This is a genomic window from Roseibium sp., assembly GCF_039982295.1.
Classification (GTDB): domain Bacteria; phylum Pseudomonadota; class Alphaproteobacteria; order Rhizobiales; family Stappiaceae; genus Roseibium.
Window position 1 is genome coordinate 225,085 of sequence record NZ_JBDWYP010000064.1, and the last position, 17,710, is coordinate 242,794.

The 17,710-nt window shown below is 58.2% G+C and carries 14 protein-coding genes and 1 tRNA gene; 7 read left to right on the forward strand and 8 right to left on the reverse strand.

Features of this window, described 5'->3' with window-relative positions; translation table 11 throughout:
* Window positions 1–49: 49 nt before the first annotated feature.
* On the reverse strand, window positions 50–1,432 hold the full coding sequence (locus tag ABJZ52_RS13995; RefSeq protein ID WP_348191795.1) for a M48 family metalloprotease: 1,383 nt from the start codon (window positions 1,430–1,432) through the stop codon (window positions 50–52).
* A gap of 128 nt (window positions 1,433–1,560) precedes the next feature.
* Window positions 1,561–2,463: a hypothetical protein gene (locus tag ABJZ52_RS14000; protein ID WP_348191792.1), complete on the reverse strand. Its 903-nt coding sequence runs from the start codon at window positions 2,461–2,463 to the stop codon at window positions 1,561–1,563.
* A 159-nt stretch (window positions 2,464–2,622) separates the two neighbouring features.
* Between ABJZ52_RS14000 and ABJZ52_RS14005 the strand changes: the two genes are divergently transcribed.
* Window positions 2,623–2,699: transfer RNA gene (locus ABJZ52_RS14005), tRNA-Arg, on the forward strand.
* Window positions 2,700–2,725: 26 nt separating this feature from the next.
* On the opposite strand, the gene ABJZ52_RS14010 is transcribed toward ABJZ52_RS14005, so the two are convergent.
* Window positions 2,726–3,127 carry a DUF393 domain-containing protein gene (locus ABJZ52_RS14010; protein WP_348191790.1) on the reverse strand — a complete coding sequence of 134 codons (402 nt, stop codon included), beginning with the start codon at window positions 3,125–3,127 and terminating at the stop codon, window positions 2,726–2,728.
* A 162-nt stretch (window positions 3,128–3,289) separates the two neighbouring features.
* Between ABJZ52_RS14010 and acuI the strand changes: the two genes are divergently transcribed.
* A complete protein-coding gene (gene acuI, locus ABJZ52_RS14015; RefSeq protein ID WP_348191787.1) occupies window positions 3,290–4,282 on the forward strand; it encodes an acryloyl-CoA reductase in 993 nt (330 codons plus the stop codon).
* A gap of 44 nt (window positions 4,283–4,326) precedes the next feature.
* Here acuI and ABJZ52_RS14020 read toward each other — a convergent pair whose 3' ends face one another.
* From ABJZ52_RS14020 to ABJZ52_RS14035, 4 genes are all read right to left on the reverse strand, one after another.
* Window positions 4,327–5,343, reverse strand: coding sequence for an ATP-dependent carboxylate-amine ligase (locus tag ABJZ52_RS14020; protein WP_348191784.1), 1,017 nt, complete (start codon window positions 5,341–5,343; stop codon window positions 4,327–4,329).
* A 24-nt stretch (window positions 5,344–5,367) separates the two neighbouring features.
* On the reverse strand, window positions 5,368–6,006 hold the full coding sequence (locus ABJZ52_RS14025) for an outer membrane lipoprotein carrier protein LolA (RefSeq protein WP_348191782.1): 639 nt from the start codon (window positions 6,004–6,006) through the stop codon (window positions 5,368–5,370).
* An 83-nt stretch (window positions 6,007–6,089) separates the two neighbouring features.
* Entirely contained in the window at window positions 6,090–8,789 is a 2,700-nt protein-coding gene (locus ABJZ52_RS14030; RefSeq protein WP_348191779.1) for a DNA translocase FtsK, read from the reverse strand.
* Complete coding sequence (locus ABJZ52_RS14035) at window positions 8,786–10,021, reverse strand: aminotransferase class I/II-fold pyridoxal phosphate-dependent enzyme (RefSeq protein WP_348191776.1); 1,236 nt, start codon at window positions 10,019–10,021, stop codon at window positions 8,786–8,788. Before ABJZ52_RS14035 ends, ABJZ52_RS14030 begins: the two co-directional genes overlap by 4 nt.
* A gap of 175 nt (window positions 10,022–10,196) precedes the next feature.
* Between ABJZ52_RS14035 and ABJZ52_RS14040 the strand changes: the two genes are divergently transcribed.
* Window positions 10,197–10,853 carry a GDSL-type esterase/lipase family protein gene (locus ABJZ52_RS14040; RefSeq protein WP_348191773.1) on the forward strand — a complete coding sequence of 219 codons (657 nt, stop codon included), beginning with the start codon at window positions 10,197–10,199 and terminating at the stop codon, window positions 10,851–10,853.
* Here the strand turns inward: ABJZ52_RS14040 and ABJZ52_RS14045 are convergent.
* A complete protein-coding gene (locus ABJZ52_RS14045; protein WP_348191958.1) occupies window positions 10,850–11,044 on the reverse strand; it encodes a DUF1674 domain-containing protein in 195 nt (64 codons plus the stop codon). The two genes, ABJZ52_RS14040 and ABJZ52_RS14045, sit on opposite strands and share 4 nt — an antisense overlap.
* 247 nt (window positions 11,045–11,291) lie before the next feature.
* Between ABJZ52_RS14045 and htpX the strand changes: the two genes are divergently transcribed.
* From htpX to purH, 4 genes are all read left to right on the forward strand, one after another.
* Window positions 11,292–12,257: a zinc metalloprotease HtpX gene (gene htpX / locus ABJZ52_RS14050; RefSeq protein WP_348191770.1), complete on the forward strand. Its 966-nt coding sequence runs from the start codon at window positions 11,292–11,294 to the stop codon at window positions 12,255–12,257.
* Between the two features lie 64 nt (window positions 12,258–12,321).
* Window positions 12,322–13,770, forward strand: coding sequence for a transcription antitermination factor NusB (locus tag ABJZ52_RS14055; RefSeq protein WP_348191767.1), 1,449 nt, complete (start codon window positions 12,322–12,324; stop codon window positions 13,768–13,770).
* Between the two features lie 130 nt (window positions 13,771–13,900).
* Window positions 13,901–15,760, forward strand: a complete 1,860-nt coding sequence (locus ABJZ52_RS14060) for a heparinase II/III family protein (RefSeq protein WP_348200148.1) — start codon at window positions 13,901–13,903, stop codon at window positions 15,758–15,760.
* Window positions 15,761–15,886: 126 nt separating this feature from the next.
* Window positions 15,887–17,503, forward strand: a complete 1,617-nt coding sequence (purH, locus tag ABJZ52_RS14065; RefSeq protein ID WP_348187584.1) for a bifunctional phosphoribosylaminoimidazolecarboxamide formyltransferase/IMP cyclohydrolase — start codon at window positions 15,887–15,889, stop codon at window positions 17,501–17,503.
* Window positions 17,504–17,710: the final 207 nt, after the last annotated feature.

The following is a 17,710-nucleotide window of genomic DNA, read 5'->3' on the forward strand; positions in this document are numbered from 1 at the left end:
GCCCCATCCGACTCCTTGGCCGGGCCGGCATAGAGCAAAGCGTTGATATCTAGTCGACGACGAGCTTGATTGCCGTGCCCGGCTCAATTTTTTCGTTTCGCCCCAAACCGTTCAGAACCAGGAAGAATGCCAGCCGCCGGGAAGGTTCGACGCCGCTCATGCCTATGGCGAGTTGTCGGCTGGTGTCGCCTGCCTTGGCCTGTACGACCTTGATTCTGAGTGATTGCAAGCGAGCACGTTCTGTCGGTGTCAGCTGCCGGAAGGTCTCCAGGGTTTGACGATATTCCTTTTCAAAGTCGTCGCTGGGGTTACGGCTCGCGAAGATGAAGCGATAGCCGGTGCGGCCGATGCGCAATACGGCAATCCGGAACGACCAGCCCTGGGTGATGGCGGCTGCAACAACACCAGGCAGGCCGTTGATCGTTGTTTCCCGAACGCTTTGCGGCAAAAGACCGTTGATCCAGCCCGATGTCATGTACTCACTGAGGGAATCATAAGTGCTGAGATCCGCACCGTCGAAACGCATGGCGGTGCCATCGCCATTGCTCGCAAGAACGGCTTCAGGAGAATTCTCCTGAATGTACCCCTTTGGGACAGTGAAACTGATCCCGAGAGCCTTATGTAGAAAGGCGCGCCCTCGCACGAATCCTTCGAGCGGATCGTCGCCAAAAAGCATTCCGTCGATCTGGCTCAAATATCGATTTCTGTCCCTTTCACCGATGCCTGGCGCGCCGACTTGACGTGCGGATTTGACCGCGAGGGCAAAGCGTTCCGGTGTTGTCGGATGGGAGGACAGGAAGTCGGGGGCGTTGTCTCTGTCGTTCTGCGCAGTCTGATAGGCGGAATAGTCGGCCATGGACTTCAGAAAGCGAGAGGCGGCGTAGGGATCATACCCGGCCTTGGCGAGGGTGCGCACGCCAACCACGTCGGCTTGCAATTCCTGAACCTGGGAAAAGCGTGCGAAGGAAAGCTGTGATGAGACGATGGCTGCCCGCGCCTTGGCCGAATCCTGAACCACATTGGTCAGGATCTTGTTCGCGAGCTCGCGGGCTTCCGCGCGTTGTTGGCGCTCAATGGCGTGATTGGAGGTTACATGGGCCATCTCATGGGCCAGAACCGCAGCCAGCTCCGATGTGTCATTGGCCAGGGCCAGCAATCCGCGAGTGACATAAAGGTAACCGCCCGGAAGGGCAAAGGCGTTGATCGCAGGCGAGTTCAGGATCGTGATCCGATAGCTTTGGGACGGATCTTCGGACGCGGCCACGAGGCGGCCTACAACGCTGGCCACCGCCCGCTCGGCGCCGGCATCCTTGTAGACGCCGCCATAAGTAGCGACGACGCGCGGGTGTTCGCGCGCTCCGATGTCCTCGGCCAGGCTGGGGCGCAGTGAACCCGGTGCAATTGACCCACCTGGCGATCCGGTATCAAGCAACTGGCAAGATGCGAGCAAAAGGAACAGCGACAGCGCCGCCGGTGCCGATCTCCGACATTTTATTGTCTTCGCTGCGGCGGGCACTTGCCTGATCCTCGCTATTGCCAGATTGAGAGCGCGTCGCGCAGTCACTTCCTGTCCTCTTCACGATCAAGGATCGTCAGTTGCCCCGGATGGCTCAGCCTCAGCAAGGGGCCATCCCGGACTTCTATCACACCACGCAAGCGAACCGCTCGCCCCGATAAATCCGTCCAGTCCAGACCCTGGTCCAAAAGCGCCTTTTGAAGGGCGTCGTCGTTTGCCGCGTCGATGCTGGCGGTGAAATCAGTTTTCCAGTACCTGCCAAAGTTGAGATAACGAGTGCGCTCGGTTTTTCCAAGCGAAACGATGCGTCCCTCGACGATAACGTGTTGCCCTGCAGCCTGAACAAGCGGTTCTGGATAATAGCTGCTGAAGATCTTGCGCGCTTGCCAGAGGCCGCTTTTGTCTTCGCGGGCCCGATCCTCGGCTTCAACAAGACGCTGAGTGCAGGACCAACTACCCAGTTTTGGGTCCACTGCGGTGAGACCCCGCGCGATAAGTTGTTCCTGCAGCAATCTGTGCTTTCTGTCCGGCCCATCTGCTTGAACAATCCAGGCCGGTATGAAACCCCAGCGGTTGGCCGGACCGGCGAGAAAAGCGCGAAATTTGGCGCTCGCGGCTAGATCCCGCTCCTTGTGCAGGGATGACCAGCCGCCAATTGTGTCTGCCAAGATGTAGAAGGTGTTGCCGGGACCGGGAAACAGGCCTTTGGATGTCGGAGGGCCAACGTCGACGGCTGACGACGATACGTGTTCTTGCAGGCAAGGGTGCTCGCTGATGTCTTCTGCCAGTGCAGGGCCTGTTATCACGGCGAGTAACGCGAGCAGGGCACCTTTCGCAAAAGCACTGGAAAATGTCCGCAATGCATCGTTCGCCAAACAGGTGTTGTTCGGTCGCATGAGATATTTGCGGCTGCCTTTTGCCGCAACCAGTGGGATGCAGAAAGCCAAATTTCCATTTTCCGCTGCCAACGTCTTTATTGACGTAGCCGTCAATTGCGGCAGGTGAAAGACCGAATCCGTCTCATTTTGGCGGTCTTTTCAAAATGCACATGACGCATGAGCAGAGGGCTCGCAAAGCCGATCTCTTCATGTTATCTGCAAAGACATGGTCCCGTAGCTCAGCAGGATAGAGCATCAGATTCCTAATCTGAGGGTCACAGGTTCGAATCCTGTCGGGATCACCAATCTTTTCAAGGTATTCTGATTTGCTTTAGCCGTCTTTGGCTAGGCTCTGAGCCGTCGTGCCTGCCTGTTCGGCGGCAAGCCGACAATGAGGATAAGCGTTGAAGCGGAGTTTGGCGAAGACGCGGTAGAGGCGGCTGGCCAGAGCATAGAGCAGGGGAATCCGCAGCAGGCGGGCCAAAAGCCGCCATCCGCTAAACTGGCCCCACAGAACAATAAAGGCATCGATACCACTGTGGATCTGGCCCTTGTTGTCCGCCACCCGCATGAACATCAGGGCTTCCGCCTCGCTGAGGCCGCTGCCGGCAAGTGTTTCCGGTGCCCGTGCCACGTCATTCCAGCGGATCGGCGCGCTTGCCTTGCGCTTTTGAAAAAAGGCGATCTCACGGGCACAAAGACCACATTTCCCGTCATAGTAGACTGTCAGCATCGTTGGGTTCCTCATACGCATCGGACTTTCGCCTTTTGGTTGATACGCCTAGACGAAGGGAGCAGATTTCTCCTGCTGCCCATTGCCTTTTTCCGCGATAGGATCATTCCACTTGAAGGCTGCTTTGCGAGCGGCGGGGGTTTGCAACATCTGGAGGTGCCTATGACGTTCAAGGCAATGGTTGTCGAGAAGGGCGAAGACGGCAAAACATCAGCATCCATCCAGGATCTTGATGACAGTCGCTTGCCGGATGGCGATGTAACGGTTGCGGTCGAGTATTCGACGGTCAACTACAAGGATGGCCTTTGTCTTGGCTCTGGTGGCGGACTTGTGCGGACCTATCCACATGTGCCGGGGATCGACTTTGCCGGGACCGTCGAAGCGTCTGATGATGCACGCTACAAGCCTGGAGACAAGGTTGTTCTGACCGGCTGGCGTGTCGGTGAGGCCTGGTGGGGCGGCTACGCACAGAAAGCCCGGGTCAAGGCGGATTGGCTGGTGCCGCTGCCAGATGGCTTGAATGCGCGTGACGCCATGGCGGTGGGAACCGCCGGGTTTACGGCGATGCTCGCGGTCATGGCGCTTGAGGATCATGGGTTGAAGGCAGGTGACGGTCCGGTTCTCGTAACAGGTGCGGCCGGCGGTGTCGGGTCGGTTGCGACCGCGATTCTATCGAACCTGGGGTATGAAGTTGCGGGGGTTACGGGTCGGCCGGAGACGGCTGACTATCTGACGTCGCTCGGCGCGAGCCAGATTGTTGCTCGAGAAGACATCAACGAGACAGTGAAACGCCCTCTTGAAACAGAAGCCTGGGCCGGATGTGTCGATGCGGTTGGCGGTGCGATGCTGGCGCGGGTCTTGGGTCAGATGAAATACGGCGCATCGGTTGCGGCAGTTGGGCTTGCGGGCGGAGCCGGGTTGCCGGCAACGGTGATCCCGTTCCTGCTGCGCGGGGTCAATCTTCTTGGCATCGACAGCGTAATGCGTCCCTACGAAGACCGGTTGCGCGCCTGGGAGCGTCTTTCGAAGGATCTGCCACTCGACAAGCTGCATGCCATGATCCAGCCAGCTACGCTGGCGGACCTACCGGAGTTGGGTGCATCGATCCTCAATGGCGGCGTCAAGGGGCGGGTCGTCGTCGACGTCAATGCCTGATCTGCCTTATCGGTCCTGCGTTGTTGGAAATCTGGAGGCGGCGCCTAATACGCCGCCTCCATCTGCTGCGTGAGCGCGTCAAAGACCTGCTCATATATGCCTTCGACCATTTTGGCGTGCACGGGCCCCAGTCGGTGCAGCATCGAGAGCCCGGGCGCCGCGTTTAGTTCCAAGATCTTGAAATCTGGTGCCGGGGCGCTTTGGGCGTTCTCGACGATCAGGTCCGCACCAAAATAACTGAGACCAAGCGCCTTGCCGCTGGCGATTGCCACGTCGGAGATTGCCTTTGGCAGATCTGGTGTGACATCACGGGCGCTTCCTCCTGACGAAAGATTGGCGGTCGGCAATAGCGTGACTTCAACGCCGGATGAGGGAACATCAGACAGGGCATATCCTTGATCCTCGAGCGTCTGGACAAGGCGGGGATCTTCAAGGGCGATTTGCTTTATTTCGCCAGCCAGGTCGGCAAGGCTTGAAAGCCCGTCGCCAACGACGGTGGGCGCTGTGCGCTCAACAGCGCAGAGGATCTTGTTGCCGAGCACCAAGACCCTGATGTCGCGGCCAATTGCTGCCTGCTGGAGAAGCGCCTTGTCGTGGCGCTGGAACAGGTTCGTCAGGCTGGATGCCAGTTCCGCCTGAGTCCGGACCTTGAAAACATCCGATCCTTCCTTGCCATCGTTGGGCTTTGCAAAAAGGGGATACCCCGCCTTTTTTGCGAACCTCTCCGCCGCCTGAAACCCTATGAGGGTGTCCGTGTAGCCCGGCTGTCTGGATGAGAGTGTGGCGATTGATGTGGGTGAACTGATCAGCAAGCTATCTGGAACGGGAAAACCATCGCGCCTCAGAAACTCCGCCGTATAGGCTTTGTCCCGCGCGATTTCACTTGCGCCCAGTGGATTGAGATCGAAGCGCGTGCCGACAAAGAACGAGCGTTTCCCGGCTTTGTTGGCAATGTAGCCGGCATGCCCAAGCGCATGGTCGATGACCAGGGACAGGTCATGGCGCTCGCAATAGTCCGTCAGGAGACGAGAGACCAGCGGCTTGGCTCTAGAGGCAGGCATGCCGCTGGTCATGGGCTGAGAAGATCAGTTCTGGTTCTGGCGCGTGTTTGCCAGATAGTCGATCTTGAAGAGCTTCGGATTGGTCGGGCCGTTAGAGGTTACGTTGTAGACGGCGACCGACGTGTCGTAGCCTTGAGCGTCGGTGACAGTCCATTGCTTCAACGCATAGTCCTTGGCATCGAAGATCAGGGTCAAGATACCGGAATTGAAAGTCGTCTTGTCTTCAAGCGTGACGGTCACGAGATCAGGCTCAACCAGAACATTCGTGACGTTCGCGTCTTTTTGCAGGTCGATGTTTTCGGCCAGCAGAAAGCGGAGTGGGGTCTGACTCAAGGGCCAGATGTCCTGTGTCGCGAGCTTCCGGTCTTTCACCGAAACGGATTTGCCATCGGCGATAATGTCGAGTTTGGCGGGTGGGTTGTAGTAAAAACGGACCTTTCCGGGGCGCGCGAGGTAGAATTTGCCTTCGAGCTGATTGCCTTCCGGCCCGAACTGGATGAAGTCGCCATGCATGGTCTTCACCGAGTTGAAGTAGGAGTTCACGTCGGACAGTGTCTTTGCCTGTTCCTCTGTCAGCGCCTTTGCGCCAAGGCCGCTCAGGCTCAGAAAAAGAGCTGCGACAAGGAGTGACTTCAACGCGGTTATGGCAGAACGGTGCAGCATGTCGTGTCCTGAGTGTCTCGTTGCATATGAGGTCTCATTCTTCAGGTAGAGCGCTCATGTGGCGAAGCTTGGGCGATGGCCTGTTAGATATCGTCATCATTGCCGTTTTGTACAAGGATCTCGCGCTTTCCGGCGTGATTTGCGGCACTTATCAGGCCCTCCTGTTCCATCCGCTCTATCAGGGAGGCCGCCCGGTTGTAGCCGATCGACAGGCGACGCTGGATATAGGATGTGGAGGCTTTTTTGTCGCGCAGGACAATGGCCACTGCCCGGTCGTAGAGATCGTTGCTTTCATCTCCGCCGCCGCCGGATCCGCCGCCGTCGTATGGGCTGTCGGAAGGCTCGTCTTCCTCTGTGACGGCTTCAAGATACTGAGGCGTGCCCTGGACCTTCAGATGGCTAACGATATGCTCGACCTCGTCATCGGACACGAACGGTCCGTGGACGCGCTGGATGCGTCCACCGCCTGCCATGAACAGCATGTCACCCATGCCAAGCAGCTGCTCGGCGCCCATTTCGCCAAGAATCGTGCGACTGTCGATCTTCGATGTGACCTGGAAGGAGATGCGGGTCGGGAAGTTCGCCTTGATCGTACCGGTGATCACATCTACGGACGGACGCTGGGTTGCCATGATCAAATGGATCCCTGCGGCACGAGCCATCTGAGCCAGGCGTTGAATGGCGCCTTCGATATCCTTGCCGGCGACCATCATCAGGTCAGCCATCTCATCGACCACAACGACGATGTACGGCATGGTTTCGAGCGGCAGATCCTCGTCTTCGTAGATCGGCTGCCCGGTCTCGCGGTCAAATCCGGTCTGGACCGTCCGGGTAAAGCTCTCGCCTTTTTCAAGCGCCTGCTTGATCCGGGTGTTGTAGCCGTCGATGTTGCGGACACCGACTTTCGACATTTTCTTGTAGCGGTCTTCCATCTCGCGAACGGTCCATTTCAAGGCAACCACGGCCTTTTTCGGATCGGTCACGACTGGCGTGAGCAAATGAGGGATGCCGTCATAGATCGACAGTTCGAGCATCTTCGGATCGATCATGATCATCTTGCACTCGTCCGGCGTCAGACGATAAAGCAGCGAGAGGATCATGGTGTTGATCGCGACCGACTTGCCCGAGCCGGTGGTACCTGCCACGAGCAGGTGAGGCATGCGGGTCAGATCTGCGACCACGCTTTCGCCATTGATGGTCTTTCCAAGTCCCAGTGCCAGCTTCGATTTTGTTTTCTCAAAGTCGTTCGAGGCCAGAAGCTCGCGCAGATAGACGGTTTCACGCCTCGCGTTTGGCAGTTCGATGCCGATGGCGTTCTTGCCTGGAATGACCGCGACGCGCGCGGAAATTGCGCTCATGGAGCGGGCAATATCGTCGGCAAGACCAATGACTCGAGAAGACTTGATGCCAGGTGCCGGCTCCAGTTCGTAGAGTGTCACAACCGGACCCGGGCGGACCTCGATGATTTCACCGCGGACGCCGAAATCTTCAAGAACACCTTCCAGGATGCGGGCATTCTGTTCCAATGCATCGGCGGAGAGTCCGGGGATCTTGCCCGTGGTCTTTGGTTCGGCGAGCAGCATTAACGGAGGCAGCTCGTAGTCCTCGGGAGCGCCCAGAAGAGATGGCTGTGCCTCGTTGATAACCCTTTTGCCCTGTTTTGGACGCGGGGCGGGCGGGATGATGCGACCTTGCGGCGGTGCTTCGTTGGCTGGCGCGGCGATGCCGACGGGTTTGGGCAGCGGGGCTTTTGAGATGAGGAGGTCATCCGGTTCGAAGCCCTCGCCCTCTTCGTCAAAGGAACCGTCTTCGCTTTCCGTCTCAGGCTCCTGATCCCGATCGTCATAGTATGTGCCGAGGCCATCGTCGTCGTTCGGCATCAACTTGTCGGCGAGGGCGCGACGGAAGGCTTTCAGGGCTCCGCCATGCTTTTCATTGACGGGCTCGTAGTCCTCTTCCTCCTCGTCCCACTCCTCTTCGACGTCCTGGGCACGCCCGTAACCGGTCGCGCGCCGCAGCAAGGATGCGCCCTGGAGCGACCAGTGGCTGACCATGCCGATCGTTGAGCTGAGGATCAGACCAATGCGAGATTCGCTTTCGTCGTCATCGTCAAGGCCCAGTTCGTCTTCAATGCTGCGACCGTGGCCGTTCGGAACCTGCCGTGCGACAGAGTCTTCGGAGATTTCTGCAGAGCGGAACCAGCCAGCAGAGGCGAAGAGCAGGAGAGCTGCCGGAAGACCAAGACCAAACACGCCGATGATCGTGGCGGCACCTTCGGTAAAATTGTCCGTGAGCAGTGCAGGGACAGCATGGACACTATCGCCGAGAAAACCGCCGAGACCTGTTGGCAAAGGCCAGCTTTCGGGTACTGGCAGGGACGCCAATGCACCAGAACTGATGACTGAGCCGGCGACCCAGTAAAACAAACGCTTGCGGCCAATGCGCATGGTGTGACCGGCCAGAAGCCGCCAGCCCCAGAGCACAACCGGAACGAGGAAGACTGCGGTTGCCAGGCCGATGGTCTGCATCAGGATGTCGGCAATGATTGCGCCTGGCCGTCCCAGGGCGTTGCGAGCGGGTTCGGATGTTGCGTGGTTGAGGCTTGGATCTGTGACCGACCATGTCGCAAGGCTTGCGGCGAGTGCCGCTGCAAAGGCGATGACACACAGGCCGCCGAGACCAACGAGATTCCGCTTCAGGAACCTTTTGACAGGGCTCTGTGTGTCGAGCAGGTCGATCGATGCGCGGCGGCCATTTCCGCGGACGGCACTTGCCCGTCTCATGCCTTGTCTCCCAACCAGGATGCTAAGCGCCCAAGCGCTGTTTCAGTGGTTTCAAGCGAGGCGCAGAGGCCAACGCGAATATAGGATTTGCCGGGATTGCTTCCGTCCGATTGATCAGACGCCAGATAGGCGCCTGGCAGGACCTTGATTCCGGTATCGGTCCAAAGGTCTCGTGTGACGGACTCGGAATCACCCCAGCGCGAAATGTTCAGCCAGAGGAAAAAGCCAGCCTCCGGTGTGACTTTGCCCATGAGCGGTGCGAGATGTCGCTCTGCCGCGTCGAACTTTTCGTTGTACAGGCGACGGTTTTCTATCACATGCGCTTCGTCACCATAGGCTGCTGCGGCAACGGCTTGATTGGGCAGTGGCACCTGAGGCGCGGCCAATCCGCGGAACTTGACCCACCTGCCGAGAAATTCCGGATCTCCTGCGGCAAACCCGCAACGCAGACCCGCCAGGTTGGAGCGTTTCGACAAGGAATTCAGGACGATGATCTTGTCAAAAACCTGGGAGTTGTCGCCGCCCATTGCCTTTGCTGCCTCAAGGATACCGACAGGCGGTACGTCTCGGTAAATCTCGGAGTAGCACTCGTCGGCAAAAATGTAGAAACGGTGCTTTCGCGCCAGGCCGATCAGTCTTTGCCAGTAAGCAATGTCTGCGACATAGCCTTCGGGATTTGTCGGGGATGCGATGTAGAAGGCGACTGTCCGATCGAGGATCTCGGGTGAGAGGCTGTCAAGGTCTGGCAGAAATCCGAGACCTGGAACTGCATCCAGGAGCACTGCTTGCGCGTCTGCAATATGGGCCGCGGCGGCATAGGTCTGGTAAAATGGGTTCGGAAGAATGACAACCGGATGATCCACGTCTTTTGCCAGCTGATCCCGGGCAGCAATTGCGCCAAATGAGAGACCCTCGCGGGATCCGTTCAGCGGCAGAACACCGTTTTCCCGGTTGATCAAGCCATCCAGCCCATAGCGCCGATCCAGCCAGTCTGCGACGGAAGCGCGGAATTCCGATGTGCCGTTGATGGGCGGATAGCGCCGGAAATCGGCCATGTTGTCATTGAAGACCCTGGCGGTGAATTCCGGCATCGCGTGTTGCGGCTCGCCGATGGTCATGGCAATGGGATCCATGCCCGGTGCCACGCCTTCGAGCAGGGACGCCAGTCGCCGAAACGGATTTGAACTCGGCAGGGCAGCGCCGCGCCGATACTGAGAGATACTAAGGGTCATGAATGTCCCGGGCATTCCGAATGCATGATTGCACTCAGGCTATAGCCCTGTTGGTAAAGCTCTGATTAACCAACCCGGAAAGGTGACAGTTCTTTCGGTTCGAAATTCGGTCTTGCGTTGAAGGCTTTCTGGCCTACTTTCAAGCCTCGGACAGAATGGTAAGGGCTTTGAAATCATGCGGGAAACCGGCGATCCAATCTCCGTCGTCTGCTTCGGCGATTCCCTGACCTGGGGGTTCAAGCCCGGAGAGCGCACACGCTATGGGCATGACCAACGCTGGACGCGTCTTCTGCAACGTGACCTGGGTGATGCTTTTTATGTCCTGGAAGAGGGCGTGAATGGGCGAACGACGGTGTTCGAGGATCCTGTCCGGGGGGACAAGAACGGTCTCGCTCACCTGGCAACTGTCCGCAAGACTCATATGCCGATCGACATTCTCGTGCTTATGCTTGGAACCAACGACCTTCAGTCACGGTTCAACATGAGTGCCGGCGCGATTGGCTACGCTGTTGCGCGCCTACTTGACTATGCTCGTACGCCGACCGACGACCCGGAAGGCAAGGCGCCGAGGATTCTCCTGATTTCTCCGCCGTCGCTGGGCGGCTTTGCAGAGTCACCCCTGGAATCCATGTTCTGCGACAAGAGCATAGCAGAATCGAAAAAACTCGCCGAAATCTACGCCGAGATTGCGAAGCAATATGGCGCGGCGTTCCTTGATGCGGGCTCGGTGGTCAGCGTCAGCGATGTGGATTCGGTTCATTGGGACGCAGAAATGCAGGCGCCCTTTGCGAAGGCTGTTGCCGATCAGGTGCGGAAACTGGTGAAGACCTAAAAGTCCGAGGTCAGGCCATTGACTTCCCAATCGTCGTAGCGGGTTGGCTCAAGGCCTCCGCGGCCGTTGACTTCCTTGGGAAGATCTTCCTGTTTTGCATCGATGTACTTACGCCGTTCTTCCGCTTCCTGCAGGGCGCGCTGGGCCGCGGGTGGCAAGTCCTCGAAGCGGCGCACAGGTGCTTCCTCGATGTTTGTCGCAAGACTGGGGGCATCGGTGGCAAGCTTGAAGTCGAGGATCTTGGCGTCCTGTTTGGGCGTGTCAGGGCTCTGATCAGTGCTATCGGTCACGGGTTTCAACCTCCTGATTTTCCCGGTTTCGGTCGTCAAAGCTTGCGCAAATGGCGGAACGACACCATTTCCTCTTCAACAGCAGGCTATATAGGGCCTCGATCCCGAATGCAAAAACCTGGGCTTTGATAGCGAGGTGAACAACACAATGAATTATATCCGTACGGCGATGCTTCTGGCTGCCATGACGGCGCTCTTCGTGGGCATTGGCTATATGATTGGCGGTCAGAGCGGCATGATGATTGCGCTGATGATCGCTGCCGCCATGAACGTGTTCAGCTACTGGAACTCGGACAAGATGGTGCTGAAAATGCACCATGCGCAAGAGGTGGATGAGCGCACGGCTCCGGAGCTTTTCCGGATGATCCGGCAGCTCTCCGCGAATGCGGATCTGCCGATGCCGAAGGTCTATCTGATCAACAATCCGCAGCCTAACGCCTTCGCTACGGGCCGGAACCCGCAGAATGCTGCCGTTGCCGCCACGACCGGGCTTCTTGACATGTTGACGATGGAAGAAGTTGCAGGAGTGATGGCCCATGAGCTGGCCCATGTGAAGAACCATGACACGCTTATCATGACGATCACTGCTACGCTGGCCGGCGCAATCTCAATGCTCGGCAATTTCGCGTTCTTTTTCGGTGGCAACCGGGACAACAACAATCCATTTGGTTTTGTCGGCGTGCTTGTGGCGATGATTGTAGCGCCCATGGCCGCCATGCTGGTGCAAATGGCAATTTCCAGGACCCGAGAATATGCGGCAGACCGTATGGGCGCCGAAATTTGCGGTCAGCCACTCTGGCTTGCCTCAGCGCTCGGCAAGATTGCCGGCGGTGTGGAGCGTATTCACAACCCGGACGCCGAGCAAAACCCAGCAACCGCACATATGTTCATCATGAACCCCTTGTCTGGTGAACGGATGGACAATCTGTTCTCCACGCATCCCAACACTGCCAACCGGATTGCAGAGCTGCAGAAGCTTGCCAATGCAGGTCTTGGCGGCGGTGGATACGCTCCTCGCCAAGAAGCACCGCAACGGGCATCTTTCGACGGACCATGGGGTGGTGGTGCACGCCAACCAAGCAAACCGCAGCGGCCGAAGGGGCCATGGGGCTAGGCCCATTCGCTGGTGATAGGCGGCGAAAAGAAATGGCTTTCGCCGACAGATCAAGCCTTTTACAATGCAGATCTTGCGCCGGGACCGGGAAACCGATCCCGGCGCTCATTTTTTCTTCAACCGCTTGAGAGTTCCCTTGTCGAACCTGACTGACCCAAACAAGAGGGTAAAGCCCTCAGATTTCGCCGGTAAGCCCCAGACGCCAGGGTTTGCCGCTCGCAAGATTGCAGCGGATCTCCTCGGCAATGTGGTCCACAAGCGGCGCCCGCTGGACAATGAGCTTGATCTCAATTCCGGCCACTCCGGGTTTCGGGAACTGGCCTTCAACGATCGCGCATTGGTGCGGGCTATCCTTGGTGTCTGTCTGAGGCATCGTGGTGAAATCGCCGAAATCATCGATCGCCTTCTGGATCGGCCCATTCCTGAGAAATCCGGCCGGGTTCTGGATATCCTGCACGTAGGCATTGCCCAGATGCTTTTCATGGAAGTGCCAGATCGCGCGGCAGTGTCTCTTGCTGTTGAGAACGCGTCCGCAGATCGCCGCGCGCGTCCGTACAAAGGCCTTGTGAATGGCGTTCTACGTCGGCTTGGGCGCGAGCGCGAAGCGTTGACGTCCGATCTCGACAGAGCTGCGCTGAACACGCCGGAGTGGCTGCTTGAAAGCTGGACACAGAGCTATGGTGCGGAAACGGCCAAGGCAATCGCAACTGCGCATCAAAGCGAAGCCGCGCTGGATCTGACGATCAAGGATGGGTCTGCAGCCGCCTGGGCGGAAAAACTCGGAGGAACAGTTGTTGGCGCCGGGTCGGTTCGCCTGGTCAAGAAGGGCGCAGTCGACAAGCTTGAGGGTTTCGAAGATGGCGCCTGGTGGGTCCAGGATGCGGCGGCGGCGTTGCCTGCAAAGCTTCTTGGAGACCTCACAGGCAAGCGCGTCGCGGATCTTTGTGCTGCGCCGGGCGGGAAGACGGCGCAGCTTGCGGCAGCTGGCGCCGAAGTGACCGCTGTCGATATTTCGAAAGGTCGGCTGAAACGCGTAAGCGAGAACCTTGCACGTCTAAAGCTCTCGGCGGAGGTTGTGACCTCGGATATCCGTGAGTGGGAACCGGAGGCGCCGTTCGATGCGATCCTGCTTGATGCGCCTTGCAGTGCGACAGGCACAATCCGGCGTCATCCAGATGTGCCCTGGTTGAAGCAACTCTATGATGTCGAGACCCTGTCGAAGATCCAGGGCGAGCTTCTGCGCAGGGTTATCGGTTGGCTGAAGCCGGGGGGCGTGCTGGTTTATTGCACCTGTTCGCTGGAGAAGGCTGAAGGCGAGGATCAGATTGCCGGCGTGCTTGCCGAGCGTGACGGTATTGAGCTGATCCCGGTCACAGCTGACGAGATCGGTGGCCTGACTGCGTCAGTGACCGAGGAAGGGTATCTCAGGACTCTGCCATGTCAGCCGGTGACGAAAACTGGCGATGAAACCGGCCTGGATGGCTTTTTCGCCGCGCGTATCAAGAGACTTTAACGGCGCATAAACCGTTCCTGCGCAGATAATGGCAACAAAATACTAACCTTAACGGTCCGTTGCCGTTCGATCCAGAGGACTTACTTATCCGCGCTCCTTGCCTCCCATATGGCGGAATGATGCCGTGACCATGAGCGTTGCTTCTGAAAAGGGGCGCGTGTGTCGGCTTGCTGCCGGATACGCGTGGCAGCGTCTCTTGCGCTGGCTTCATGGCGGCCCGCTGTTCCGGCTAAGACCTCAGCCGGGAGCACCAGCGCGCCTGCTGATTGCGCCTCAGGACCTGAGGACGGCGGATCAGACGAATGCAGCGGACATCTATGGTGGGCGCTTCCTGTTTTCCGGCTATCTCGTTGAGACACATGGTGCATCTCCGTTCGAACTGGAGGGCGAGCACCCTGATTGGCAGCGCCAGTTGCACGGCTTTGCCTGGCTGCGTGACCTTCGCGCGGCCGACAGCCGTATCTCCCGCCAGAATGCGAGAGCGCTGGTTGATGATTGGCTGAAGCACTCGGGCCGCTGGCATCCGATTGGCTGGGAAGCGCCGGTCGTGACCCGTCGGGTGATGTCCTGGCTGGCCCATTCGCCGTTCATTCTCGAAGACGGCGATCATGATTTCTACAATCGGTTTTTGCGGTCACTTTTGCGGCAGGTGCGATATTTGCGCCGAACCATCAATGAAACCCATGATGGGGTCGAACGACTGCAGGCAGCGCTTGCCATAGCGGCAGCCTGTGTCTCCATGTCCGGACAGGGGCGTTTCGCGCGTCAGAGCATTCGCCGTCTTGACCAGGAGCTTTTGCGCCAGATCCTGACCGACGGCGGACATATCTCGCGAAACCCACGGGCCATCGTCGAAATTCTCGCCGATTTGTTGCCGGTTCGTCAGGCATTCGTCGCTCAAGGCCTCGAGCTTCCTGCCGCGATGCTGCAGTCGGTTGACCGGATGATGCCGATGATGCGCTTCTTCCGCCACGGCGACGGTGCCCTCGCGCATTTCAATGGTATGGGGTCGACGCCAAATGATTTGATTGCCACGATCATGGCCTATGACGATGCTCGTGGCGCGCCGCCGATGAATGTGCCGCATACTGGCTACCAACGCCTGTGTGGCGGTTCGTCGGTCGTTATCATGGATACGGGAAAACCACCGCCCCTTGGCATCAGCGAAGATGCTCATGGGGGGTGTCTTGCCTTTGAATTTTCCTCAGGTCTCAAGCGGATTATCGTGAATTGCGGCGTCTCAAGCCGCAGCAACGAGATGTGGCGGAAGGTCAGTCGGTCAACGGCCGCCCATTCAACGGCGACGATCGAAGACACCTCTTCCTGCCGGTTCTTGAGCGAGAGGCCGTTCGGGCGTTGGCTGGGCGCGCCGATTATTGCCGGTCCGAAACATGTGCAGGTTGAACGTGAGGATGACGCTGCAGGCAGCCGCGTGACGGCCTCCCACGACGGTTACCAGCAGCAATTCGGGATTGTTCATGCGCGTGATATCCGCCTTTCAGGTGACGGCACCGTTCTAGACGGGATCGACAGCTTCCCTGTTGGTGCAAGGGTTGACGAACCCGGGGATCAGTTCGCCATTCGTTTTCATCTTCATCCCGCCATCAAGCCGTCGTTGCTCCGTGGCGGGACAGCGGTTCTTCTCGTCTGCCGCGATGGTGAGGCGTGGGAATTCGACGCGCCAGGCACCGAACTCGTGCTTGAAGAGTCCATTTACCTCTCTGACGTCTATGGGCACCGCAAGACCATGCAGATCGTCCTCTACGGACGTATTCGCGACAGTCAGTCATCTGCCTGGCAATTCCGCCGCACAGCGACTGCCAAACTCAGCCGCCGTGGATCCAGCGAATTTGACGAGTTGGCGCGGACAGCCGAGTTGCCGCTTGTTGATCCGGATGAAGATGCTCCCTCGGAGTTTGATCCGGAAATCGACGAGGCTATTGATGAAGACGGGCAAGAGCTCGCTCCAGATGTGGATCCCAAGGCTTAGGGCACCGTAACGGCCGCTTTCCCAGAGCCATTTCTCGTTCTTTGTCGTCGTGGCTTTTGATTTGGGCGCAATCGTGTTAGGGCGACGCCAACTTCCCCGGATCGTCCCAACCGCGAGGCAATTTTAATGGCCATTGTGTCCAAGAGCGTCCCTGTTCCTCCGCTTGTTCCCGTCAAACGGGCTCTCCTTTCCGTCTTTGACAAGACAGGTCTCGTCGACTTTGCGAAGGCGCTGTCCGAGCGCGGCGTCGAGTTGGTCTCCACGGGCGGATCCTACAAGGCGCTGAAGGATGCGGGCCTGGCGGTTCTGGACATTTCCGAGGTGACCAAGTTTCCGGAAATCATGGACGGGCGGGTGAAAACGCTTCATCCGATGGTTCATGGTGGCCTGCTTTCCATTCGCGACGATGCTGAACATCAGGCCGCGATGAGTGAGCATGACATCACTGGCATCGATCTCTTCTGCGGCAATCTTTATCCGTTTGAAGATGTTGTCGCCAAGGGCGCCGACTATGCGACCGGTGTCGAGAACATCGACATTGGCGGGCCAGCGATGACCCGTGCAGCCGCCAAGAACCACGCCTATGTCACCGTTGTTACGGACCCGGCCGACTATGATCAGGTGATTGCTGAACTCGACAAGAATGATGGCCAGTCGCCGATCGCCCTGCGCAAGAATCTGGCGCTCAAGGCCTTCGCCCGTACGGCTGCTTATGACGCCGCTGTTTCCAACTGGCTGTCGGATCAGCTTGACGAGGCCACTCCGGCCCACCGGGCAGTTGGCGGCGCGCTCGCTGAAGTCATGCGCTACGGCGAAAACCCGCACCAGTCTGCCGGCTTCTACAAGACTGGCGAAAATCGCCCGGGCGTTGCAACGGCTCGCCAGATCCAGGGCAAGACCCTGTCCTACAACAACATCAACGATACGGATGCGGCGTTCGAACTCGTTAGCGAGTTTGATCCGGCCCGGACGTCTGCTGTTGCCATCATCAAACACGCCAACCCCTGCGGTGTTGCAGAAGGTGCAAGCCTGAAGGAAGCCTATGAGCTGGCACTTCGCTGTGACCCGGTGTCTGCTTTCGGCGGCATCGTTGCCCTGAACCAGAAACTCGATGCAGCTGCGGCGGAAGAGATCGTCAAGATCTTCACCGAAGTCATTATTGCGCCTGAAGCTGATGAAGCTGCCATGGAGATCATCGCCGCCAAGAAGAACCTGCGTCTTCTGCTGACCGGCGGCCTTGCGGACGCTCGCTCCAGGGGGCTGTTCGTCAAGTCGGTGGCTGGTGGCCTGCTTGTTCAGTCCCGCGATAACGGTGTCGTTGATGACCTCGACCTGAAGGTTGTGACCAAGCGTGCGCCGAGCGAACAGGAACTCAACGATCTCAAGTTTGCCTTCCGCGTGGCAAAGCACGTGAAATCCAATGCCATCGTTTATGCCAAGGATGGTGCGACCGTCGGTGTTGGTGCAGGCCAGATGAGCCGTATCGACAGTGCACGTATCGCTGCCCGCAAGGCTCTGGATGCGACCGAAGCGGCTGGGCTTTCAGAAGCGCTGACCAAAGGTTGTGTGGTCGCGTCCGACGCCTTCTTCCCATTCGCCGATGGTCTTTTGTCGGCGGCTGAAGCTGGTGCGACCGCCGTCATTCAGCCTGGTGGTTCCATGCGAGATGACGACGTGATCGCGGCAGCCGATGAAGCAGGTCTCGCCATGGTCATGACCGGAATGCGTCACTTCCGTCATTAAGCTTGCATCAGGGATCTCTTTTGAGATCCGCTTGCTGCTTCTTCTGTTTTCAAACAACGATTTTGTTCAGCCGGTTCGTTCTGCGATCCGGCTGAAAGTGTATTTGGGGAGGTGGTTTCCCTTCCACGTAGCGGCAGCTTTCGCCGGCTCTGATTATCCGACTTTTGGCCACCGTAATTTTATCAGGTCGAAGGTCTTTTTTAACAC